Source organism: Streptomyces sp. NPDC059255 (assembly GCF_042752355.1).
Classification (GTDB): Bacteria; Actinomycetota; Actinomycetes; order Streptomycetales; family Streptomycetaceae; genus Streptomyces.
This window is the reverse complement of the sequence record NZ_JBHYZP010000028.1, coordinates 1-22,770: the sequence shown is the minus strand read 5'-3', so window position 1 is coordinate 22,770 and position 22,770 is coordinate 1. Positions and strand designations below refer to the sequence as shown.

19 protein-coding genes are annotated in these 22,770 nt (G+C 72.7%); 4 read left to right on the top strand and 15 right to left on the bottom strand.

The genetic code is table 11. The features are described 5' to 3' along the window. Nucleotide 1: 1 nt before the first annotated feature. The 10 genes from ACFXKG_RS27805 to ACFXKG_RS27760 form a co-directional block, all read right to left on the bottom strand. Entirely contained in the window at nt 2–2,080 is a 2,079-nt protein-coding gene (locus ACFXKG_RS27805) for an ABC transporter permease (RefSeq protein WP_384844649.1), read from the bottom strand. Beyond that, entirely contained in the window at nt 2,077–3,258 is a 1,182-nt protein-coding gene (locus ACFXKG_RS27800) for a glycine betaine/L-proline ABC transporter ATP-binding protein (RefSeq protein WP_384844646.1), read from the bottom strand. The genes ACFXKG_RS27805 and ACFXKG_RS27800 overlap by 4 nt, the downstream gene beginning before the upstream one ends. Further along, the gene (locus ACFXKG_RS27795) at nt 3,255–4,832 is read right to left on the bottom strand and encodes a GMC family oxidoreductase (protein WP_384844903.1); all 1,578 of its coding nucleotides are present in this window, start codon (nt 4,830–4,832) and stop codon (nt 3,255–3,257) included. Before ACFXKG_RS27795 ends, ACFXKG_RS27800 begins: the two co-directional genes overlap by 4 nt. 128 nt (nt 4,833–4,960) lie before the next feature. Continuing rightward, entirely contained in the window at nt 4,961–6,493 is a 1,533-nt protein-coding gene (locus tag ACFXKG_RS27790) for an aldehyde dehydrogenase family protein (protein ID WP_384844644.1), read from the bottom strand. A gap of 186 nt (nt 6,494–6,679) precedes the next feature. Next, a complete protein-coding gene (locus tag ACFXKG_RS27785) occupies nt 6,680–7,219 on the bottom strand; it encodes a hypothetical protein (RefSeq protein WP_384844641.1) in 540 nt (179 codons plus the stop codon). After that, nucleotides 7,219–7,464 carry a helix-turn-helix transcriptional regulator gene (locus ACFXKG_RS27780; protein WP_365807253.1) on the bottom strand — a complete coding sequence of 82 codons (246 nt, stop codon included), beginning with the start codon at nt 7,462–7,464 and terminating at the stop codon, nt 7,219–7,221. The genes ACFXKG_RS27785 and ACFXKG_RS27780 overlap by 1 nt, the downstream gene beginning before the upstream one ends. Nucleotides 7,465–7,643: 179 nt before the next feature. Then, nucleotides 7,644–8,633, bottom strand: coding sequence for a malate dehydrogenase (locus tag ACFXKG_RS27775; RefSeq protein WP_384844638.1), 990 nt, complete (start codon nt 8,631–8,633; stop codon nt 7,644–7,646). Between the two features lie 294 nt (nt 8,634–8,927). Beyond that, nucleotides 8,928–10,028 carry a DUF2690 domain-containing protein gene (locus tag ACFXKG_RS27770; protein WP_384844635.1) on the bottom strand — a complete coding sequence of 367 codons (1,101 nt, stop codon included), beginning with the start codon at nt 10,026–10,028 and terminating at the stop codon, nt 8,928–8,930. Between the two features lie 400 nt (nt 10,029–10,428). Next, a complete protein-coding gene (locus ACFXKG_RS27765; protein ID WP_384844632.1) occupies nt 10,429–11,394 on the bottom strand; it encodes a helix-turn-helix domain-containing protein in 966 nt (321 codons plus the stop codon). Further along, nucleotides 11,391–12,230 carry a helix-turn-helix domain-containing protein gene (locus ACFXKG_RS27760; RefSeq protein ID WP_384844629.1) on the bottom strand — a complete coding sequence of 280 codons (840 nt, stop codon included), beginning with the start codon at nt 12,228–12,230 and terminating at the stop codon, nt 11,391–11,393. Before ACFXKG_RS27760 ends, ACFXKG_RS27765 begins: the two co-directional genes overlap by 4 nt. 423 nt (nt 12,231–12,653) lie before the next feature. Here ACFXKG_RS27760 and ACFXKG_RS27755 point away from each other — a divergent pair, with 423 nt between their 5' ends. Beyond that, nucleotides 12,654–12,866 (top strand): peptidoglycan-binding protein, encoded by a 213-nt coding sequence (locus ACFXKG_RS27755; RefSeq protein WP_384844626.1) that lies wholly within the window; start codon nt 12,654–12,656, stop codon nt 12,864–12,866. 112 nt (nt 12,867–12,978) lie between these two features. Here the strand turns inward: ACFXKG_RS27755 and ACFXKG_RS27750 are convergent, their stop codons facing one another. Then, nucleotides 12,979–13,626: a DUF3017 domain-containing protein gene (locus ACFXKG_RS27750; RefSeq protein WP_384844623.1), complete on the bottom strand. Its 648-nt coding sequence runs from the start codon at nt 13,624–13,626 to the stop codon at nt 12,979–12,981. Nucleotides 13,627–13,669: 43 nt separating this feature from the next. After that, nucleotides 13,670–14,533 (bottom strand): bifunctional methylenetetrahydrofolate dehydrogenase/methenyltetrahydrofolate cyclohydrolase, encoded by an 864-nt coding sequence (locus tag ACFXKG_RS27745; RefSeq protein WP_384844620.1) that lies wholly within the window; start codon nt 14,531–14,533, stop codon nt 13,670–13,672. 286 nt (nt 14,534–14,819) lie between these two features. Here ACFXKG_RS27745 and ACFXKG_RS27740 point away from each other — a divergent pair, with 286 nt between their 5' ends. Continuing rightward, nucleotides 14,820–15,428 (top strand): hypothetical protein, encoded by a 609-nt coding sequence (locus ACFXKG_RS27740; protein ID WP_384844617.1) that lies wholly within the window; start codon nt 14,820–14,822, stop codon nt 15,426–15,428. Between the two features lie 183 nt (nt 15,429–15,611). Here the strand turns inward: ACFXKG_RS27740 and purH are convergent, their stop codons facing one another. Next, nucleotides 15,612–17,243 (bottom strand): bifunctional phosphoribosylaminoimidazolecarboxamide formyltransferase/IMP cyclohydrolase, encoded by a 1,632-nt coding sequence (purH, locus tag ACFXKG_RS27735; RefSeq protein ID WP_384844614.1) that lies wholly within the window; start codon nt 17,241–17,243, stop codon nt 15,612–15,614. Next, nucleotides 17,200–17,850, bottom strand: coding sequence for a phosphoribosylglycinamide formyltransferase (gene purN, locus ACFXKG_RS27730; protein WP_384844611.1), 651 nt, complete (start codon nt 17,848–17,850; stop codon nt 17,200–17,202). The genes purH and purN overlap by 44 nt, the downstream gene beginning before the upstream one ends. Before the next feature lie 293 nt (nt 17,851–18,143). Here purN and ACFXKG_RS27725 point away from each other — a divergent pair, with 293 nt between their 5' ends. Continuing rightward, a complete protein-coding gene (locus ACFXKG_RS27725; RefSeq protein WP_384844608.1) occupies nt 18,144–19,124 on the top strand; it encodes a hypothetical protein in 981 nt (326 codons plus the stop codon). 54 nt (nt 19,125–19,178) lie between these two features. Here ACFXKG_RS27725 and ACFXKG_RS27720 read toward each other — a convergent pair whose 3' ends face one another. After that, on the bottom strand, nt 19,179–21,137 hold the full coding sequence (locus ACFXKG_RS27720; RefSeq protein ID WP_384844605.1) for a DUF6350 family protein: 1,959 nt from the start codon (nt 21,135–21,137) through the stop codon (nt 19,179–19,181). Nucleotides 21,138–21,253: 116 nt separating this feature from the next. Here ACFXKG_RS27720 and ACFXKG_RS27715 point away from each other — a divergent pair, with 116 nt between their 5' ends. Next, nucleotides 21,254–22,705, top strand: a complete 1,452-nt coding sequence (locus ACFXKG_RS27715) for a sigma factor-like helix-turn-helix DNA-binding protein (protein WP_384844602.1) — start codon at nt 21,254–21,256, stop codon at nt 22,703–22,705. Nucleotides 22,706–22,770: the final 65 nt, after the last annotated feature.

Sequence of the window (22,770 nt, the reverse complement as noted above, 5' to 3'; positions counted from 1 at the left end):
GTCAGGCCCCCTTCCTCTCTCCACCACGGCGTTCCGTGGGCTGGGTCACCCGGTCCAGCATCAGACCGAGGCAGACGATCGCGGCGCCCGCGACCAGGCCGGTCGCCAGGTCGCCCTGGGCCAGGCCGAACACCACGTCGTAACCGAGCGCCCCGCCGCCGACCAGTCCGCCGATGATGACGACGGCGAGGACGAGGACCACGCCCTGGTTGAGCGCGAGGCGCAGCGCGGGCCCGGCGAGGGGCAGTTGGACCTGGCGCAGCTGCTGGCCGCCGGTCGCGCCGAGCGAGCGCGCGGACTCCAGCGCCGCCGGGTCGACCTGGCGCAGCCCCTGGGTGGTGATGCGGACGACGGCGGGCAGCGCGTAGACGACGGCGGCGGCCACCGCGGGGGCGCGGCCCACGCCGAAGAGCGCCACGACGGGGATCAGGTAGACGAACTGCGGCAGGGTCTGGAAGACGTCGAGGACCGGGCGGAGCAGCGCCTCGAAGCGGGCGCTGCGGGCCGCCGCGATCCCGGTGGCGAAGCCGATGACCAGGGTGACCGCGACGGCGGCCAGCACCTGGGAGAGCGTGTCCAGCGAGGGCTTCCAGACGCCGAGCACGCCAATGGCGGCCAGCGCGAGGACGGCGGTGAGCGCGGTCCGCCAGGTGCCGATGAGCAGGGCGAGCGCGGCGACGGTCAGCAGCAGCGCCCACCAGGGCAGCCCCTGGAGTCCGCCGCGCAGCGGGTCGAGCACCCAGGTGGTGAAGCGGCCGGCCCAGTCGGCGGTGCCGCCGACGACGGGGACGCCCGAGTAGAGGTGGGCGGTCATCCAGTCGACGGCGGTGTTGACGGGCCCGGCGATGGCGAGCGTCCACCCCGCGGGCCAGTCGAGCCGGTCCAGGAGGCGTCCGGCGAGCGCGACGAGGGCGGCGGCGCCGGCCGCCACGGCCCAGCCGCGCCATCCCGTACGGAACCGGGCCGCCACCGCCGACGGCGTACCGGAGAAGCCGGATCCGCCGGAGGCGGACGTACCGAAGGCGGACATACGGGAGGCGGGCCTACCGGGGCGGGCGGCGGCGCGGTCCAGGCCGGAGCCGGCCGCGGCGGTCGTCCGGTCGAGGACCACGGCGAGCAGCACGATCGGCAGCCCGGCGGCGAGCGCCGCGCCGACGTCGACCGAGGCCAGCGCCTGGTAGACGCGGTCGCCGAGGCCCCCGGCGCCGATCACGGAGGCGATGACGGCCATCGAGAGGGCCATCATGATCGTCTGGTTGAGGCCGAGGAGCAGCTGTTTGCGGGCGAGCGGCAGGCGCGCGGTCAGCAGCCGCTGCCACGGCGTCGCGCCGAGGGAGGTGACGGCTTCCATCACGCCGGGGTCGGCGCCCCGCAGGCCGAGCGCGGTGAGCCGGGCCATCGGCGGGGCCGCGTACACGACGGTCGCCAGGACCGCCGCGGGGACGCCGATGCCGAAGATCAGCACGACCGGCAGCAGATAGGCGAAGGCGGGCAGCACCTGCATGGTGTCGAGCACCGGGCGCAGCGCGCGGTGGAGCCGGTCGGAGAGTCCGGCGGCGAGGCCGAGAAGCGCGCCGGCCACCACGGACGCGGCGACGGCGACGACCATCAGCGCGAGCGTCTGCATGGTCGGCACCCACATGCCGAGCACCCCGCACAGGGCGACGGAGCCGGCGGTGGTGAGGGCGAGGCGCCCGCCCGCGACGCGCCAGGCGATCAGGCCGGCCGCCGCGGTGACCCCGGCCCAGCCCATGGCGAGGAGCAGCAGGTAGACGGCGCGCACGGAGAGGACGACGGCGTTGCTGACATGGCCGAAGAAGTAGAGGAAGAGCGGGTGGCTGTCGCGGTTGTCGATGATCCAGTCGCTGGCGCCGCCGAGCGGGCCGGACAGGTCGACGGTCAGCGCCTCGGGCCAGACGGTGCCGGGCCAGCGGGTGAGGGCCAGCGGGACGAGGACGGCGGCGAAGACCGCGAGCAGCAGCAGCTTGCCGAGCCCGCGCCGGCGGCCCGACGTCGCGGCGAGGGCCCCCAGGGTCCGGGAGGTTCCGGGGGCTCCGGGGGTGCCCGTGGCGGTGGTCATCGGAGGGCCGCCGCCTCTCCGTTGCCGGGCCGCGCCGCCGCGTCCGTACCGCTCCCCGGGCCGCTCGCCGCGTCCGTACCGGCGACCACGCCGAGCAGGCACGCGTGGTCGACGACGCCGACGAGCCGGCCCGCGTCGACGACCCGCGCCGCCGTGTCGCCGGAGCGGGCCACGGCCTCGATCGCCTCGGAGACGGTGGCGGTCGGCGCGAGGGCCGGGCCCGTGGCGGTGTCCCCGGGACCACCGGGCCGCATGGCCGCGCGTACGGTGATGACCTGCTCGCGGGGTACGTCGCGGACGAAGTCCCGTACGTACGCGTCGGCCGGCTGCCCGACGATCTCCTCGGGCGTGCCGAGCTGCACGATCCGGCCGTCGCGCATCAGCGCGATGCGGTCGCCGAGGCGCAGCGCCTCGTTGAGGTCGTGGGTGATGAAGACCATCGTGCGGCCCTCCTCGCGGTGGAGCCGGATGACCTCCTCCTGCATCTCGCGGCGGATCAGCGGGTCGAGCGCGCTGAACGGCTCGTCGAAGAGGAGCACCTCGGGGTCGACGGCGAGCGCGCGGGCCAGCCCGACGCGCTGCTGCTGGCCGCCGGAGAGCTGTCCTGGCCTGCGGTCCTCCAGCCCGTCGAGGCCGACCTTGCCGACGACCTCGGCCGCCTTCGCGCGGCGTTCGGCGCGGGCCATGCCCTGGATCTCCAGGCCGTAGGCAACGTTGTCCAGCACGGAGCGGTGCGGCAGCAGGCCGAAGTGCTGGAAGACCATGGCGGCCCGATGCCGGCGCAGGGCGCGCAGCCGGGTCCGGTCCATCGACAGGACGTCCTCGCCGTCGATGGCTATCGCGCCGGACGTCGGCTCGATGAGCCGGGTCAGACAGCGTACGAGCGTGGACTTCCCGGAGCCCGACAGGCCCATGACGACGAAGACCTCGCCCTTGCGGACGTCGAAGGAGACATCGCGTACGGCGGCGGTACACCCGGCGCGTTCCCGCAGCTCGGGCGCGGGGAGCGCGGCGAGTTCCGGGTCGGCGGGTACGCGGGCGGCCCCCGGGCCGAAGACCTTCCACAGGTCGCGTACGGCGAAGACGGGCGGCTGTCCGTCCGTACCGCGCGTGCCCGTGCCCCCGCCCCCGCTCCCGCTCTCCTCGGTGACGGCTTCGGATCGGTCGAGTTCGCTCATCGGATCAGCCCTTTCTCCTCGGTGGCTGCCTCGATGAGCAGTTCCGCGCACTTCTCCCCGACCATCAGGACCCCGATCATCGGGTTGACCGCCGGCATCGTCGGGAAGACCGACGCGTCGGCGACACGGATGGATTCGAGTCCCCGGATCCGCAGATCGGGTGCGACGACGGCCTGTTCATCGGTGGCGGCACCCATCCGGCAGGTACCGGCGGGGTGGTACACGGTGTGGGCGCACTTACGGGCGTACTCGCTCAGTTCCTCGTCAGAGGTGATCTCCGGGCCCGGCGCGACCTCGCGCTTCAGCCAGGCCGACAGCGGCTCGGCGGCGGCGACCCGGCGCGCGATCCTGATGCCGTCGACGAGCGTGCGCCCGTCGTGGTCGTCCTCGTCGGTGAAGTAGCGGAAGTCCAGGGCGGGTTTGACCTCCGGGTCCGCGCTCGTGAGGTACAGCCGGCCCCGGCTGCGCGGCTTGGGGATGTTCGGGGTCATCGACACGCCGTGCTCGGGGCGTTCGTACCCGATCCGCTCAGGGTTGTCGGTGAAGGGGATCTGGTAGAAGTGGAACATCAGGTCGGGGCCCTCGGTCTCCGGGTCGCGCCGGACGAACAGCCCCGCGTCGGAGTCCATCGCCGAGTTCTCCGGGATCGGCCCGTCGGTCTCCCAGACGATCACCGACTCGGGGTGGTCGAGCAGGTTCTCGCCGACGCCCGGCAGGTCGTGGACGACGGGGATGCCGAGCTTCTCCAGGTCCGCGCGCGGGCCGATGCCGGAGTGCAGCAGCAGCCGGGGCGTGTCGACGGCGCCCGCGCAGACGAGGACCTCGGTGCGGGCCTCGACCAGCTTCTCCGTACCGTCCGCCGTCCGCACCCGTACGCCCGTGGCGCGGGTGCCCTCGAACTCCAGCCGGTACGCCCAGGTCTCCAGCAGCAGGTGGAGGTTGGGGCGGTCGAGGAAGGGGTGGAGGTAGGCGACGGAGGCGGAGGAGCGCTTGTTGTTCTCCGGGTGGTACGCGAGGTCGAAGAAGCCGACGCCCTCGTGGAAGGGCTTCCGGTTGAAGCCTTCGACGCGGGGGACGCCGAGCGCGGTCTGCGCGGCGTCGACGAAGTCGCGGGCGATGGCGTTGCGGTCGCGCTCGTCGACGGGCACGACGTTGTTGCGCAGCCGGGCGAAGTACGGGTCCATGGAGCCCGCGTCCCAGCCCTCGGCGCCGGCCGCGGCCCACTCGTCCCAGTCGGACGGCAGCGGCTTGAAGGCGATGAGCGTGTTGTGCGAGGAGCAGCCGCCCAGCACCCGGGCGCGGCTGTGCCGGATGTGCGAGTTGCCGCGCGGCTGCTCGGTCGTCGGGTAGTCGTAGTCCAGCTCGCCGCCCAGCAGACCCATCCAGCGCCGCAGGGTCAGTACGTCCTCGCGGTCGACGTCCGAGGGGCCGCCCTCGATGACGGCGACGGTGACGCCGGGGTGCTCGGTGAGCCGGGAGGCGATCACCGAGCCGGCCGTGCCGCCTCCGACGACGACGTAGTCGTACGTGTCCACCGTCCCCGTCGTCTCCGTCGTCTCCGTCAGGTCCGCCATGTCCACGAGTGGTCTGCTCCTCTGCTGGAGGGTCGTACGAGGTTCTTGCGGCGCTGTTCCAGCGCGGTTCCGGTGCGGTTCCGGGCTTGTTCCAGGCCTGTTCCGGTACGCGTACGCCGATACGTACGTCAGCCCGCGAACCAGCGGACCGGGCGCGGTTCGAGGTTCTGGTAGACGTGCTTGGCCTCGCGGTACTCCGCGAGCCCTGCGGGCCCCAGCTCACGTCCGATGCCGGACTTGCCGAATCCGCCCCACTCGGCCTGCGGGAGGTAGGGGTGGAAGTCGTTGATCCAGACGGTGCCGTGCCGCAGCCGGCCGGCCACGCGCCGCGCGCGCCCCGGGTCCGCGCTCCACACGCCGCCCGCGAGCCCGTACTCGGTGTCGTTGGCGAGGGCGACGGCCTCGTCCTCCGTACGGAAGGTCTCGACCGTCAGGACGGGGCCGAAGACCTCCTCCCGTACGACGCGCATCTCGCGGTGGCACTGGTCGAGGACGGTCGGCTCGTAGAAGTAGCCGCCTTCGGGCCGGGCGGCGGACGGCGCGGGCCGCTTGCCTCCGGAGCGCAGCACGGCGCCCTCGGCGAGCGCGGAGGCGACGTACTCCTCGGTCCTGGCGAGCTGCCGCGCGGAGACGAGCGGGCCGCACTCCACGGCGTCCTCGGTGCCCCGGCCGAGGCGGATCCGGCCGGCGCGGCGGGCGAGTTCCGCGACGAAGCGCTCACGCAGGGACTCCTCGACGATGAGCCGGGAGCCGGCGGAGCAGACCTGGCCGCTGTGCATGAAGGCGGCGTTCAGCGCCTGGTCGACGGCGGTGTCGAAGCCCTCGTCGGTGGCGCAGGCGTCCGCGAAGACGACGTTCGGGTTCTTGCCGCCGAGTTCGAGGGCGACCTTCTTCACGCCCGGGGCCGCCGCCTCCATCACCTTCGTACCGCTGCTGAGCCCGCCCGTGAACGAGACGAGGTCCACGTCGGGGTGGGCGGAGAGCCGGGCGCCGACCGGGTCACCGGCGCCGGTGACGAGATTGGCGACGCCGGGCGGCAGTCCCGCCTCGGCGAGCAGGTCGATGAGGTCGACCGTGGAGAGCGGGGTGATCTCGCTCGGCTTGATGACGAACGTGTTGCCCGCGGCGAGCGCCGGGGCGATCTTCCAGCTCGCCTGGAGGAGGGGATAGTTCCAGGGGGTGATCAGCGCGCAAACCCCGACGGGCTCGTGGACGACCACACTGTGGACGGTGTCCGAGCCGGCGTCGACGACCCGGCCGCCGCTCTCGTTCATCACGAGGTCCGCGAAGTAGCGGAAGGCGTCCGCGACGCAGTCGACGTCGACGCGCCCCTCTTCGAGGGTCTTGCCGGAGTCCTTGCTCTCCAGCAGCGCTATCTTCTCGCGGTTGCGTATCAGCAGGCCGGCGGTCCTGCGCAGCAGCGCGGCCCGCTCGGCGACCGGGGTACGCGGCCAGGGGCCGTGGTCGAAGGCGGCCCGCGCGGCGGCGACCGCGACGTCGGCGTCCTGGGCCCCGCCCTCGGAGACGACGGCGAGCACCGTCGCGTCGGCGGGGTCGAGGATGTCCCGCGTGGCACCGGAGGCGGCAGCACGCCACTTTCCATCCACATGAATCGTCTGTTGTGCCGACACGTCGCGTATTGCCTTCCATTCCCGGAACATTCCTCACCAGCGAGAACTGGCGATTCAGGCATCTGCCCAGGGGCGTGGAAAGCATGCGTACGGCGTGACGGAAAGTGCCTCGTGTCACTCGGCGGGTGTCACTCGACGGGTGTCACCTCGGCAGGTATCACCTCGTCGGATGTCACCTCGTCGGGTGCCACTTCCCGTCACGCCCTCTTACGGTGCTCAGTCCTCCGCGGGCTCGTCCTGGACCCGGAGTCCCGCCACCCACAGCGGCATGAGCCAGTGCGTGATCAGTGCCACAGCCAGGGCGTACGGCAGCGACACCGTCACATCCGTGTCCCCGAGCACCCGGGCCCCGATGAAGCCGAGCGTGCCGCCCAGCAGCAGGACGAGCATGGTCCGGTGGGCCCGCGCGCCGACCCGGTCGCGCTCCGCGCGCTGCCGCTCGTCCAGCACCCGGCCGCGCAGCTCCAGCAGCCCGCGCGTGGCGCTGTTGATGACGCCGGTCGCCAGGCACCAGGGCAGCAGCAGCCCGATCGCCACGAAGAGGAGCCAGCTCCGCTCCGTGGCGTGCGCCACGCCCCAGGTCACGGCGATGGACACGGTCAGCGCGATGTGGGTGGCGACGACCAGTCTCCGGCGGGCGGCCGTCGCGTGGAACGGCCGGGCCTCGCCCCGGTTCATCAGCGCGCGCATGCGCCGGTCGTACGCCGTGGGCGCCGGCGTCGGCGCCGCCCGCCCTGCCGTCTCTCGTGCGGTCATCACTGCTTCCTCCCGTAGACCTTGTCCGTGAGCGGGCTGAAGGGTTCGAGGGAGAACAGCGCCTCCACCGGGAGGCCGAAGTACTCCGCGATCCTCAAGGCCAGGTCGAGGCTGGGGTTGTACTGCCCGCGCTCGATGTAGCCGACGGTCTGGTAGTGGGCTCCCACTGCCTCGGCCAACTGCTGGCGGGACACGTTCCGTTCGGCCCTCACCACGGCCAGCCTGTTGTGCACCTGCTCGCTCATGTATAAGAAGTACTACATTCACGAGGAGGTTGACAACACCGGTGGCGCGAAAAAGCCCCGTACGGCCGGTGGTGGTCCGGCGGTACGGGGCCTTCGTTCAGCGGGGTCCGGTCAGATCAGGCCGATCGGATCAGACGGGTCGGATCAGACGGGTCGGATCAGGCGGTCAGATCAGGCGGTCAGATCAGGCCGAGCTCGCGCACCGCGTCGCGCTCCTCCGCCAGCTCCTTGACCGAGGCGTCGATCCGGGCGCGCGAGAAGTCGTTGATCTCCAGGCCCTGGACGATCTCGTAGGCACCGTTCTCGGTGGTGACCGGGAAGGAGGAGATCAGGCCCTCCGCCACACCGTAGGAACCGTCCGACGGGATACCCATCGAGGTCCAGTCGCCCTCGGCGGTGCCGTTGACCCACGTGTAGACGTGGTCGATGGCCGCGTTGGCGGCGGAGGCGGCCGAGGACGCGCCACGGGCCTCGATGATCGCCGCGCCGCGCTTGGCGACGGTCGGGATGAAGGTGTCGGCCAGCCACGCCTCGTCGTCGACGGTCTCCGCGGCGTTCTTGCCGGCGATCTCCGCGTGGAAGATGTCCGGGTACTGCGTGGCGGAGTGGTTGCCCCAGATCGTCAGCCGCTTGATGTCGGAGACCGTGGCTCCGGTCTTCGCCGCGAGCTGGGAGATGGCGCGGTTGTGGTCGAGGCGCGTCATGGCGGTGAAGCGCTCGCGAGGTACGTCCGGGGCCGCGGCCTGGGCGATCAGGGCGTTGGTGTTGGCCGGGTTGCCCACGACGAGAACCTTGATGTCGTCGGCGGCGTGGTCGTTGATCGCCTTGCCCTGCGGCTTGAAGATGCCGCCGTTGGCCGCGAGCAGGTCGCCGCGCTCCATGCCCTTCGTACGGGGGCGGGCGCCGACCAGCAGGGCGACGTTCGCGCCGTCGAAGGCGACGTTCGGGTCGTCGGTGATCTCGATGCCGCGGAGCAGCGGGAAGGCGCAGTCGTCCAGCTCCATCGCGGTGCCCTCGGCGGCCTTGAGGCCTTGGGGGATTTCGAGGAGACGCAGCTTGACCGGCACGTCCGCGCCGAGGAGCTGGCCGGAGGCGATGCGGAAGAGCAGCGCGTAACCGATCTGGCCGGCCGCGCCGGTGACGGTGACATTCACGGGAGTGCGGGTCATGGCGGTCTCCGTAAGACAGTCTGGCGGTGGGGGTCCCTGCCCCTGATGCGGGACATCTCCCCAGCACCATTCCGCATGGGGACCGGTGTTCGACCGTCCGTCATCCGAATCTTGACGTGAAGAGATATCCAGCGGTCAGGCTATCCGACCCGGGACAGCCCGCGCCCGCGCCCCCTTTGTGGGGCACCTCACGGCGCGGGCGGGTGCCGGTGCGGGTATCCGTGCAACGGCCGGTGCGGGACCTGTCGGAGTGGCGCGCCGGAGCCGGTACCGGAGCCGGTGCGGGTGGTCGCCTCACTGCGGGGGCGTGGTGCAGCCCGTCTCGCCGGTCTTGAGCGTCGCGCAGGCCTTGACGCTCGCCTCGTCCGGCGCCGCGGACATGGCGGTGTACGCGTTGGTGGCGGTCTCCACCGCGCCGCTCTGGCTCTCCCCCTTCACGGGGGTGATCCGTATCTCGTCGCCGAGGGCCGCCTGCGTTATTCGCGCCCAGGCGGCGCCGCAGGTCTCGCTGTAGCGGACCTCGACCAGCGCCGTGCCGACCGTGGCGCTCGCGATCGTCCGGGCGAGCTGCCCGCCGCACCCCATGGCTTCCGGGTCCTTGCCGGCGCACGCTTCACCGGCACACTTCACCCCTTCGGGGAGCACCGGTGCGCTGGTGGACGCCTTGGGCGACGGGGACTGCGCGACCGCCTTGCCGTCGCCGTCACCGCCGAGGCTGGTCAGCGTGAACGCGGCGGCGATCACCACCAGCGCGCCGACCACACCGGACACGAAGATCGTCGCCTTGCGCCGGCCGCCCTTGCGTCCCGAACCGGAACTCGAACCGGAACCCGGGCGAGGGCCGTTGCCCGAGCCGGGACCTGACGGCCCGCCGGGTGCCCGCCGGGCCGTGGCAGGGGCCTGCGACGCCCCGTCCGCCCGGTGTGCCCCATGGGCTCCGTGAGCCCCTTGCCCGGGTACGGAGCCACGCCCGGGGCCGAGACCGACCGTCGTGCCACCGCCGTCGCGGGAGGCGGCCCCGCCGGCCCCGCCCGCCCCGATGACCGGATTCTTTCCGGACTCGGCGAGCGCTGTCCGCGCCTGGGAGATACGGATCGCTTCCATGGTCATGTCGTGACGCATCTCGGAACGGCTCCAGGCCCGCTCCGCCAACTCCCACATCGTGGTCAGATGGCCCTGATGGGTGCCGGTGACCTGGGCCAGTGCGACGACCGCGCCCTTGGGCGGGAGCAGCCGCCCGCTCAGATAACGCTCCCACGACGTCTTGCTGTAGCCGGTTCTGTCGGACACGGCGGCGATGCTCAGACCACTGCGGTCGACGAGCCTGCGCAATTGGCTCGTGAACTCACTGACCTCCGGATCGAGCCCTTCCGGTAGCGCCTTCCAACGAGGCATTCCGCCTCCCCCTTGTCCCCCCGCACGTGCCTGATGAACCCCGCGCTGTCCCTGCTCCCCCGCGCCGCCCTTGCTCCCCGGCGCCGTTCCCCCCGCGCCGTTCTCCCGCCGCCGCGACGGGCGCGCCCAGCCAGGATGCCAGGACCTGGGTGAGCCTCGCACGGGAGCATTCGGAACCGTACGGACGCGTCGGCGCGCGCCCCCGGCCCGAACACCACTTCAGTCTCCCATCCGTTGCGGACTCTTCACACCATGGCGGAATCTTCACTTCCGTGCCACAGGCACCAAGGAGATCTTGAAGGGGTTCCGCCGGTCCGTGCCGCTGAGTACACCGCCACGGACAGACGGCGCCCGTCCTTCGTCCTTCTCGTCCTTCTCGTCCTTCTCGTCCTTCCGGGGCCTATGGCCGCTTCCAGTCGAAGCACTCCTCGGCGGCGGTCGCGTCGGCACCCGTCGCGTCGGCACCCGTCGCCTCGGCAGCTGTCGCCTCGGTACCGACGCAGATCCGGGCCGAGGCCGCGTTCCCGTCGCCCGCGATGTCCGTGGAGAGATAGCTCTCGGCGGCGCGCGCGTCCTGGACCACGATCCGCTGGGCCTGCCCGCCGGGCACGCTCAACTCCGCGTACTCCCCCACCCGTAGCCCGGTCGTCCGCAGCCACAGGGCGCGGCACGTCTCGCCGTACCGGAGTTGCAGCCGCTGTCCGCCCGAACCCGTGAACGTGGACAGGGTCGTCACCATGTCCCCGACCGCGCAGGCCATCGCCCCCGGGTTGAGCCCCACGCAGGCGGCGCCGACGCACTTCGGCGCCACCGGGTTCGCCGTACGCCACTCCGCGGCCACGGGGGGCCGCCCGCCCGCCGCTCCGGCCCCCTCGCCGCCGGGCGGCCGGGCGACGACCAGCGCGATCGCGCCGGCGCCCACCACCGCGGCGCCGACGAGCAGCCACGCGGCGAGGCGTCCGCCGCGCCTGACGCGTCCGCCGCGCCCGTCGCGCCCGCCAACGGGGGCCGTGGCGACGGAGGCCATGCCCGCGGGGACCGTGCCGGCGGCGGCCGTGTCGGCGGCGGCCGTGTCGGCGGTGGCCGTGTCGGCGGTGGCCGTTCCCGCCCGGCCGCTCCAGGCCGCGTCGGCCAGTTCCCAGAGAGCGAGCAACCGGTCGGCCGGCTCGCGCGCCTGCGCGCACAGCACCGTGACCGCCGTCCTCGGCACGGGTTTCGTACCGTTGAGGTAGCGCTGCCAGGACGACTTGCTGTACGGCGTCCGCGCGGCCAGGGCCGCCAGGCTCAGCCCCGTACGCTCCCGTAACGTGCTCAACTCGGCGGCCAGCCGCGCGCATTCGGCGGCCACCGGGTGTCCGACGGTCACCTGCGCAGCTCCCCCCAGGTGTCGGGACCGACGATGCCGTCGCTCACCAGGCCGCGCCGGGCCTGGAACTTCCGTACCTCTTCCTTGGTACGGACGCCGTACAGCCCGTCGATCTCCCCTGGTTCGAAGCCCTGTTTGCGCAGCAGGCACTGCACCTCGACCACGTCGCGGCCGTTCCCGTTGAGATCGACCAGCGCCTCACGGGTCACGCTGTGCCCGGCGTAGGCGGCGCCGTCCTTGCGGTCGTCGGCGCATTCGTACGTACGGCCGGGGGCATACACCACGGCGGCAGGGACGCTCTCCGAATCTCCGTCGTCCGGCGCGAGCAGCAGCCCGGCGCCGAACGCGGCGGCCATGGCGACGAGTCCGCCGCCGACCGCCCACCACAGCGGAACCACCCGCCGGGGCCGTGGCCGGGACCGCGGCTCGCCCGGCTCCTCGGTCTCCGGGGGCACCGCTCCCTCTGCCGCCTCCGCCGCCGCCTCCGCTGTCTCCGTCTTCGTCTCCGTCTTCTCGGCGCGGCCGGCGGATCCGTCGTCGTGGGCGGTCCCCGGCTCCGTCGCCTCCGTCCGCGCGTTGGCCTCCGCGGCCACCTCGTGCAGCACGAGCAGCCGGGTCGGATCCGCTCCGCACGCCCTGGCCAGTTCTTCCACCGCCGCCCTGGGCACCGGCTGCTTCCCGTTGAGGTAGCGCTCCCAGGAGGAGCGGCTGTATCCGGTCTTCGCCGCGAGGCCGGTGAGCCCGAGGCCGGACCGGTCCTTGAGCCGCCTTAATTGAATGAGCAGTTGTAAATCCTTCTCCGGTAACTCCGAAGGCAGTTCTTTCCAACGCGGCATGTCCACCTCATGCGTAAGTCGGATGTGTCCGGGGTCCCTCCCCACACCCTGTCCTCCCCATGGCGCCGCCGTCCGACGCGCGGTTCCGCGCCCTGCCCCGGACCCACCGCCTTCCGGCCACCTCCGCACTCCTCGCCGGAGGGGCCGGACCGTCCCACACCGTCCCACCGCGTCCCATGGAGCGGCATGTCCCCGCAGGTCAGCGCGGCACCCGTCCCACGAGGGCCCAATTCACCGGATCGGCCTGGCGGTACGCCGACCTGACGCGGAACAGTCTGTGGTGCACACCGGGCGGCGCGGTCCACCCCGCGCCGCCCCTCTTCAGCAAACGGGGAGAATTCGACCGATGAACATCCGCAGGAACATCGCTCTCGCCACCGCCATGGCAGCGTCCGTGGCTGGACGGCGAACTACAGCAACACCATGACCGCCGTCATCGGCGTGGGTAACACGGGCAACCACGTCACCGAGGCGCAGTGCATGCTCCTCGGCTGGGGATTCAACCCGAAGGGCGTGGACGGGACCTTCGGCGCCAACACCAAGGCGGCCCTCATCAAGTTCCAGAAGGACCAGAGGATCTCGGCCGACGGCGTCGTCGGCAAGACCACGTGGAGCCGGCTGCGCAACCCCCGGTGATCCGCCTCGTCGCGTGATCGCACCACACACCACGGCGGCCCGTCCTCCTCGGGGGAGAGGACGGACCGCCGTCACGCATTGGCCGCGGCTATGGCTATGGCTATGGCTATGGCTATCGCACGGTGAAGTGCAGGGTGTCCTCCAGGAACGGGATCTCCAGCCACGGCTTCGGCTGCGTCATCAGCGAGAGCAGCACGATCGTCACGCCGAGCAGCCCGTACGTGAGCATGTCGGTGAAGCGCGAGCGCACGGCGAGCATGCCGACGGAGGGCAGGACCCGCCGCATGACCGCGCCGCCGATGAGGGCGATACCGATCAGGATCGTGCCGATACGGAACGCCTCGGCGAAGGGGTGCAGGCCGACGATCAGCAGCCCGAGGCCGGTCGTCCCGAGCACGCTGAGGAGCGGCCACTGGCGGGCGGGCGCCGGGGCGTCCAGGGGCGCGGCCCGGCCGCCGCCCTCGGGGCGCGCGGTGTCGCGGGTGAGCGAGAACCGCCTGCTCTGCCCGCCCGCGCCGGAGGTGTCGTCCGTACCGGGCGCGTCGTCCGTACCGGAGGAATCGCTCGCACCGGAGGAGGAGTCCTCCGCCGTGATCGTCGCCCCTCCGGTTTCTCCGGTTTCTCCGGCCGCGCCGGGGCCTTCGGCCGCGCCCTTCCCCGCCGTACCGGTCCCGGCACCACCCGTGGTACCCGGCTCCGGCTCCGTACCGCCGTTCACTCCGGTCCCCGTACTCGCGTCCCGGCTCGTGCCAGCACCCATCACCCGCGCCCCTTTCCGCTCAGGTTCCCGCTCGGGTACGCGCTCAGCCCGCGTCCTTGACCGTGCGTTCCGCCGCCTCGACGACATTGACGAGAAGCTGCGCGCGGGTCATCGGCCCGACGCCGCCCGGGTTGGGGGAGATCCAGGCGGCCACGTCCGCGACGCCCGGGTGGACATCGCCGACGATCTTGCCCTCGCCGTCCCGGCTGACGCCGACGTCGAGGACGACCGCGCCTTCCTTGACGTCCTCCGGGTTGATGATGTGCGGCACACCCGCCGCGGCCACGATGATGTCGGCCTGCTTCAGCAGCGCGGGCAGGTCACGCGTACCGGTGTGGCACTGCGTGACGGTCGCGTTCTCGGTCTTACGGGTCAGCAGCAGCGGAATCGACCGGCCCACGGTGATGCCACGCCCCACGACCACGACATGCGCGCCGTTGATCTCGACGCCGTGGTGGCGCAGCAGCTGGATGATGCCGTACGGGGTGCAGGGCAGCGGGCCCGTCTCGTTGAGCACGAGCCGGCCGAGACTCATCGGGTGCAGCCCGTCGGCGTCCTTTTCCGGGTCCATCAGCTCCAGCACCCGGTTGGTGTCGATGCCCTTGGGCAGCGGCAGCTGCACGATGTAGCCCGTGCATTCGGGGTTGGCGTTCAGCTCCGCGACGACCGCCTCGATCTCCTCCTGCGTGGCGGTGTCGGGCAGCTCACGCTGGATGGAGGCGATCCCGACCTGCGCGCAGTCGCGGTGCTTGCCGTTGACGTACCAGCGGCTGCCGGGGTCGTCCCCGACCAGCAGGGTTCCGAGACCGGGTGTGACACCCCGCTCCTTGAGGGCCGCCACGCGGACGGTGAGATCGGACTTGATCGCGGCTGCGGTGGCCTTGCCATCGAGAATCTGGGCGCTCATGCCCCCATCCTCGCGGAAGACCCCTCCCCGGTTCCAATCCGTGTCCCTGCCGCGTCCGCGTACCCGAGCGCGCGCCCCCGCACGGGCGCCCGCACGCGCGCCCGCACAGGAGGTTGCACTTGCACAACACCTGAGAAAGGCGACTGGACAAAATCATGCGTTGATAACACGATTGCGTCGCAGTGCGGCCGGCGTCGGGGGGCAGACCGCTCAGACCGCTCAGTCTTGAGAAGTTCCTCCACGCGGGTCATTCCGTCCCCGCATCACCCAACGGAGGAACCCTGTCATGAGCTTCGGCGACCCGAACAATCCCTACGGCCCCCAGGGCCAGCAGCCCGGTTACGGGCAGCCGCAGGGTCCGCCGCAGGGCCAGCCGGGGTACGGCTACCCGCAGGGCCAGCCCCAGCAGCCTCCGGGCTACGGCTACCCGGCCCCGCCGCAGGCCCCCATGGGCTACGGCTACCCCGGTGGCCAGATGGAGATGCCCAGTCTGATGAAGACCGCGCGTGTTCTGCTCTTCATCTTCGCCGGTTTCCAGATTCTCGCGGGGCTGATCATCGGCGTCGCCCTCGGTCTCCTCAGTGACGCCGCGGGCGACACCACCGGCGCCAACATCGTCGGCGGCATCGGCATCCTTTTCGGCGTCCTGCTGCTCGGCATGGGCGCCGTCTCCATCTTCCTGGGCGTCAAGTTCGCCACCGGCGGCACCGGGATCCGTGTGACGACGATCGTCTACGCCTCGCTGGCGCTCCTCGGCGGCCTCAGCAACCTGGTCACCGGAGGCGGCGGTTCCGCCACCTTCGGCGGGATCATCTCGCTCGCCTGCAGCGGGATCATCCTCGCCTCGATGGTGAACGGTTCGGCTTCCGCGTGGTTCAACCGCCCGCGCTACTGACGTCCCCTCAGTGCGCCGCTTAGGCATGCCACGAAAAGCAGCGAACCGCCGAAGGCCGCGTTTCCCCGGAAGGGAAGACGCGGCCTTCGGCGTGCCGTGCGACGCGACTCGGTTCACGAGACCCAGTTCACGCGACTCAGTTCAGGCGACTGAGTTCACGCGACCCAGTTGACGCGACCCAGTTCAGTGGAAGAAGTGGCGCGTCCCCGTGAAGTACATCGTCGCGCCCGCCTTCCGCGCCGCCTCGATCGTCTGCTCGTCGCGGACCGAGCCGCCCGGCTGGACCACGGCCCGGACGCCCGCGTCCAGCAGGATCTCCAGACCGTCCGGGAACGGGAAGAACGCGTCGGACGCGGCGTACGCACCGCGCGACCGCTCCTCCCCCGCCCGCTCCACCGCGAGCTTCGCGGAGTCGACACGGTTGACCTGGCCCATGCCGACGCCCACCGACGCCCCGCCCTTGGCCAGCAGGATCGCGTTGGACTTGACCGCGCGGCACGCCTTCCAGGCGAAGGACAGCTCGCGCAGCTCGGCCTCGGGGAGCGGCTCGCCCGTCGCGAGCGTCCAGTTCGCCGGGTCGTCGCCGTCGGCCTGGAGCCGGTCGGTGACCTGGAGCAGCGCACCGCCGTCGATCGGCTTGACCTCGACGGAAGCGGCCGGCGCCTCGGGGCAGCGCAGCACGCGGATGTTCTTCTTGCGGGCCAGCACCTCGACGGCGCCGTCCTCGTACCCCGGCGCGACGATGACCTCGGTGAAGATCTCCGCGACCTGCTCGGCCATCGCGACGGAGACCGGGCGGTTGACGGCGATCACGCCGCCGAACGCGGAGAGCGGGTCGCAGTCGTGCGCCTTGCGGTGCGCCTCGGCGACGTCGTCACCGATGGCGATCCCGCACGGGTTGGCGTGCTTGATGATCGCGACACAGGGCTCGGTGTGGTCGTACGCGGCACGGCGCGCGGCATCCGTGTCCGTGTAGTTGTTGTACGACATCTCCTTGCCGTGGAGCTGCTCCGCCTCCGCGAGCCCGCCGTCGGCGGCGGTGTAGAGCGCGGCCGGCTGGTGCGGGTTCTCGCCGTAGCGCAGCACGTTCTTGCGCGCGTACGTGGAGCCGAGGAAGTCGGGGAAGCCGGAGTCGTCGGGCGCCGCGTAGGCGTCCGCGAACCAGGAGGCGACGGCCACGTCGTACGCCGCGGTGTGCTGGAACGCCTCGCCCGCGAGCCGCTTGCGCGTCGTCAGGTCGAAGCCGCCGTTCCGTACGGCGCCGAGGACGTCCGCGTACCGCTCGGGGCTGGTGACGACCGCGACCGACGGGTGGTTCTTGGCGGCGGCGCGGACCATCGAGGGGCCGCCGATGTCGATCTGCTCGACGCACTCGTCGGGGGTGGCCCCGGAGGCGACCGTCTCGCGGAACGGGTACAGGTTCACGACGACCAGGTCGAACGGCTCGATCTCCAGCTCGGCGAGCTGCTCGCGGTGGGAGTCGAGACGCAGGTCGGCGAGGATTCCGGCGTGGACGCGCGGGTGCAGCGTCTTGACGCGGCCGTCCAGGCACTCGGGGAAGCCGGTCAGCTCCTCGACCTTGGTGACCGGCACACCGGCGGCGGCGATCCTCCCGGCGGTGGAACCGGTCGAGACCAGGGTGACACCGGCCTCGTGCAGACCGCGCGCCAGCTCCTCCAGGCCCGTCTTGTCGTAGACGCTGACCAGTGCGCGCCGGATCGGCCGCTTCGTGCCCTCGGCGGCTGTCCCCGCGGCGGTCGCGGACCCCTGATTATTCACCGACGTATACCTTTCGTCCCTCGATACGACAGCCATGCCGGGCCAGTGTCCCCACGGCCTCGACGAGCAGGCGCCGCTCGACTTCCTTGATGCGCTCATGGAGAGCGTCTTCGTCGTCCTCCTCCCGGACCTCGACCACGCCCTGCGCGATGATCGGGCCGGTGTCGACACCGTCGTCGACGAAGTGGACCGTGCAGCCGGTGACCTTCGCCCCGTAGGCGAGCGCGTCGCGTACGCCGTGGGCACCGGGAAAGCTGGGGAGCAGGGCGGGATGCGTGTTGACGCACCGGCCGCCGAAGCGTGCCAGGAACTCCTTCCCCAGGATCTTCATGAAGCCGGCCGAGACCACGAGGTCAGGCTCGTACGCCGCGATGGCCTCGGCGAACGCCGCGTCCCACGCCTCGCGCGTCGCGTAGTCCTTCACCCGGTGCACGAAGGTCGGCAGTCCCGCGCGCTCGGCGCGCTCCAGACCGGCGATGGAGTGCCGGTCCGCGCCGACGGCGACGATCCGGGCACCGAAGCCCTCGGGATCGTCACCGATGGCATCGAGCAGTGCCTGGAGATTCGTGCCGGACCCGGAGACCAGGACCACGATCCTGGCCGGGGCGGCGGAGGGCCGGGGGACGAAGGGCGGGGAGGCCACAACGGGCGCCTTTCTGGGAGCGAGCACAGCCTCGCGGGTCGTGCGGCGTTGTACGGACGGCGACTTGGCGTGGTCGTACGGCTTTGTGTGGTCGTACGAACGAGTCACGTTCCCCGATACGGGGAACTCTACGAAGGAGCCGACCGTCAGCAACGATACCGGCACACCGAGCGGCCCCCACGGGACGGGGGCGCGGCCGGGAGGTAGCGTCTGGGGACAGGGTTCGTCTCCGGGACGGGCCCGTACAGGACAAGACCCCCGCGTGATGGGTCTGAGGGGAAGACGTTCACCACATGCAGGACCGACGCCGCCGCACGGCACTCCACATCCCGCCGCCCTCCGGGCCGGTGCTGCTGCCGCGAGAACGCCAGTCCTCCTCCACCGGCCCGTCCGGCGCCGCCGGCTCCAGTTCCGGCTCCGGCTCCGGCTCCACGGGACCGTCGTCGGGATCCCCGGAGCCGGAGGGATCTTCCGGTACCTCGGGGACGTCCGGGGCCGGCGGGTCCGGGTCGGGCGGCTCCTCCGACGACAATCCGTTCGCGCCGCCGCCCGAGGGCAGGCCCGACCAGCCCTGGCAGCCCCGGCGCCCCGAGAACGGCGAAGGGCAGGACGGCGGTTCCGGTCGCGGTGGCTGGGGCAGCCAGTGGAGCAGCCGCCAGCCGGGCCGCTCCTCGGGAGGCTTCGGCAGCCGGGCCGGCGGCCAGGGCGGCAACGGACCGCACGGCCAGAACGGGCCGGACGGTCCGGCCAACGGCCAGGACGGCCCAGGGACCGGCCAGGGCGGCGGCCCACGCTGGGACCCGACGGACCCGGCCCAGCGCCGCGCCCGTTACGCCCTGCTCGGCGGGTTGTGGGCCTTCTTCTTCGCCCTGTTCGACCTCCCCGAGATCGCCCTCCTCCTCGGCTCTCTCGCGGTCTACTGGGGCGCCAGCTCCCTGCGCGCCAGGTCCAGGAAGCCGTCGGACGGCACCGCCGCGTCCGGCGCCGGGCAGCCGTCCCTGACGGGACCGTCGGCGCCGTCGGGACAGCTGAACCAGCCCGGCCCGGACGGCCGGCCCGGCCAGATCTCGACCAGGCCCCAGACCACGGCTGCGGTGAGCGGTCTGCTGGCGGCCGGGCTCGCGCTGGCGATCGTGGCGACGACCTTCACGGTCCAGCTCGTCTACCGCGACTACTACACCTGCGTGAACGACGCGCTGACGAAGACGGGCCAGCTCTCCTGCAACGACCTGCTGCCGCGCTCCCTGGAGCCGGTCTTCGGCGTCAAGGAGTAGACCGGCAACCGCCCGGCCAGTAGGCCGTCGGCCGCGCGGCCGTGCCTACCGTGCCTACCGCGCCCCGGACGGCGGGTCCACCGGGGGCGGCTGGGGCGCGGGCGGATAGTTCGGCTCGGGAGGCTGCGGCGCAACCGGGAAGTGCCGCTCGGGCAGCTGCGGCGCGGCCAGGTAGTTCGGCTCGGGAGGCTGCTGCGCGGGCGGGTAAGGCGGCTCCGGAGGCTGCGGTACGGCGGGGAAGTCCGTCAGCAGGTTCCCCGACGCCTCCTTGAACGCGGCCCACCGGGCCTCCCGCGCACCCCGCTCGTGCCAGGCGTCCGCCGCCAGGAAGTCGTACGGCTCCTCGTCCGGATCGACGTCCCCCGCGTTCGTGTCCGCCGACCGGGGGTCCGGCACGTCCGGGTCACCGCCCGCCCCGGGCGCGCTCCCCGGCCCGGGGGGTACGGCGTCCGCGCGACCTGTCGCCATGGCCTCCCCCGGGCCACTGCGCAGCCCCAGCCACCACAGCGGCGCCCGCCACCACGCCGGAAGCGCCGGCTCGGCGACGGCGGTGCCCGCCGCCGCTCCCGCCGCCGCTCCCGCCGCCGCTCCCGCCTTCTTCCCAGCCTTGTTCCCAGCCTTGTTCGCCGCCTCCTTCCCCGCCCTCTTCGCCTCCTGTCCCGCGCTCTTCTCCGCCTTCTGCGCGCGCCGCGCGGCCCGCCGCTCGGCTCTGCTCATCGGCTCCGCGTCCGGCGTGCCCGTCACCCGCCGCGTCCGCAGCCGCCAGGCCCTGAGCAGCAGCGCGACCGGTACGCCGAGGCCCACCGTCCACACCAGCGCGGCGCCGCCGGTCAGCCACCACGCCGGGCCGAAGGAGGCCAGCCGCCCGTTCCCCAGCGGCCCGCCCGCCAGCGCCGCCAGGAGCGCCATCAGCGCCGCGCACACCGCGCCCCCGAGGGCCGTCCCCAGCGCCGTGTCGCGCGCGCTCCACGACTCCTCCCGTACGGCGAAGGGCGGCACGGCCACCCGGAGCGTGAACCAGGCGACCGTCACCCCGGCGACGGCGGGCACCGCCGCCACGGCCCAGTTCAGCGCCGTGGCCGGACCTTCCGGCACGGCCGCGAGGAGCGGGAAGGAGGGCGGCGCGGGGCTGCCCAGCACCCCGAACGGGGTGACCGTCGCGCCCGTACCGAGTACGAAGCCGGGGCCCAGCGCGTACGCCGCCCCCCAGATCGCGGCGTTGGGCACCAGCGTCACCCCCAGCAGCAACAGGCCGCACCGCCCGGACCAGTCCGCGGCGAGCTGCTCGAAGGACGCGTGCGCCGGGCCGCCGTGCCAGCCGAGCGAGATCCCGACGAGCAGCGCGCCACCGCCGGCCAGCAGCAGGGCACCCGCCGCGCCGGAGCGCAGGGCGGCCCGGGTCCTGGTGCGCGCCAGCGCCGTACGTACCGGTCCGGGCAGCCACAGCGGCAGCGGTCCACGCGGGCGTCCGCTCGCCGTCCACGCCCCGACGGTGGCGGCCAGGAGGGTCACGACGGGCAGGCCGAGCAGCGCGCGCAGCGGATGCACGGTGAGCGGGCCACCCGCCACGTAGAGCATGACGGCGCCGCCGACCAGCAGGTATCCACAGCTCACGGTGGCCACGGCACCGAGCGCGGTGAGCTGGGGACGCCCCTCTTCCGGTTCGAGCGTGTCCCGTGCCGCGCGGTGGATCAGACAGACGGGCAGGGCGACGAGCAGCAGCGGCACGACACCGAGCGGCGCGGGCCCGCCGGAGAGTGTCTCGGGCCGTACCAGCTCGATGCAGTGGGACAGCAGCCAGAGCCCTGCCGCCACATGGAGGGCAGAACCCGCTCCGCCGTCCGGGTACGGAGAGGCGATCCACATCGCCGTCAGGAGCACGGCGAGCATGCCGAGGCCGAGGCCCGCGGCGATGGCCCCGCGGAGGAAAGAGGCGGTCAGCGCGGCGGCCCGACCGCGGTCCACGGCGGAGGCCGAGGACAACGGTGTGCCGCGATCGGTCAATTGGGTCACAACGCCATGTTGCCCACGACACGCTCTTTATCTGTGCAACAGGCGAATTTTCGCCATGTCGCTCAATATTCGCTTATGTGCTTTTTCTCCCATCACCGCGCCGCAGGGAGCCCTTCATGACCCGGAACACCACGCAGAACAGCACCCCGCAGCCGACCCCGGCCGACGCTCCCGGCACTTCCGATGTTTCCACCGCTTCCACCGATTCCACCGCTTCCGGCGCGGGGCTTCCCTCTCCGGAGGAGCGGCGCCGGCTGCGCGAGGCGAAGGCGATGACCGAGAAGCAGGCGGCAACGACGGTGGGGGTCACCCGGGCGACGCTCAGGAACTGGGAGACCGGCCGGAAGACGCCGCGCGGGCGCAAGGGGGAGGTCTACGCGAGGCTGCTGGCTGGCATCGCGGCCGAGCTGCGGCTGACGGAGGAGCGGGCACGGCGCACGGAGCGGGCCGCGGTACGGGCGGCACAGGAGCGGTCGGCGGCGCGGCAGCACCATCACGGCGCCGCGCCCACGCCCGCACCCGCACCCACGCCCACGCCCGCGCCCGCGCCCGCACTCAGTCCCGGTCCCGGTCCCGCGTCGCCGCCGGAGTCCGCGTCCGACTCCCCGTCCAACTCTCCGACCGCCTCTTCATCTGACTCCGCACCCGAGTCCGCACCCCAGTCCGCGCCGGACCGCGCGCCTGACTCCCCACCCGGGCCCGCGGTGGAGCCCGGTGTCGTCCCCGTCGCCTTCAGCGGTGCCGCCGTCGCGTCGCTCACGCCCGACCAGGCGTTCGACGCGCTGTACGCCTGCACCGCGCCCGCCCTCGTACGGCAGACGTATGTGCTCACCGGACGGCGCGCCCTCTCCCAGGAGTCCGTCGAGCGCGCCTTCCACTGCGCGTGGGAGAGCTGGCCCCAGGTCGCGGTCGACCGGGACCCGGTGGGCTGGGTGCGGGCCGCGGCGCACGAGTACGCGATGTCGCCCTGGCACCGGCTGCGCCGCGCGCACCGCCGCCCCGAACCGGTCCATGGTGAGCAGGAGCGGGAGGGGGCCGAGAGCCGGGCGCTGCGCGAGGCGCTGCTCGCGCTGCCGCCGTCGTACCGCCGCGCGCTGCTGCTCTACGACGGGCTCGGGCTCGACCTGCCGGAGACCGCCGCCGAGACGGAGGCCAGCACCCCGGCCACCGCGCACCGGCTGATCCGCGCCCGCAAGGCCGTCTCGGCGCGGGTGCCGGAGCTGGCCGACGCCGAGTCGCTGCACGAGCGGCTGAGCGCGCTGGTCCGCGCGGTGACGTCCGCGGAGATCGCGTCGGCGCGGACCGTACGGAACGGCAGCGAGCGCCGGGCCACGATCTGGACGCGGGCGGCGATCGCCTTCACCGTGCTGATCATCGGGGCGACGAGTTTCACCCTCGCCACCGCTCCCCGGCAGTACGAGCCACGGCAGTCGCCGGGCGAGCGGGTCGGCGGCGTTCCCGTACCGAGCGGTCCCGAACGGCTCAGCCCCGAGGACCTGCGGCTGCGCGACGCGCTCCGTACTGCGCCGATGACCGGCCCGTACCGCCTCGTACCCCTGGCAGGCTGACGCCGACCCGCGTCGCGCGCCGCCCCACCACACGCGCGTGGGCCCGCACCCGGAGAGGGTGCGGG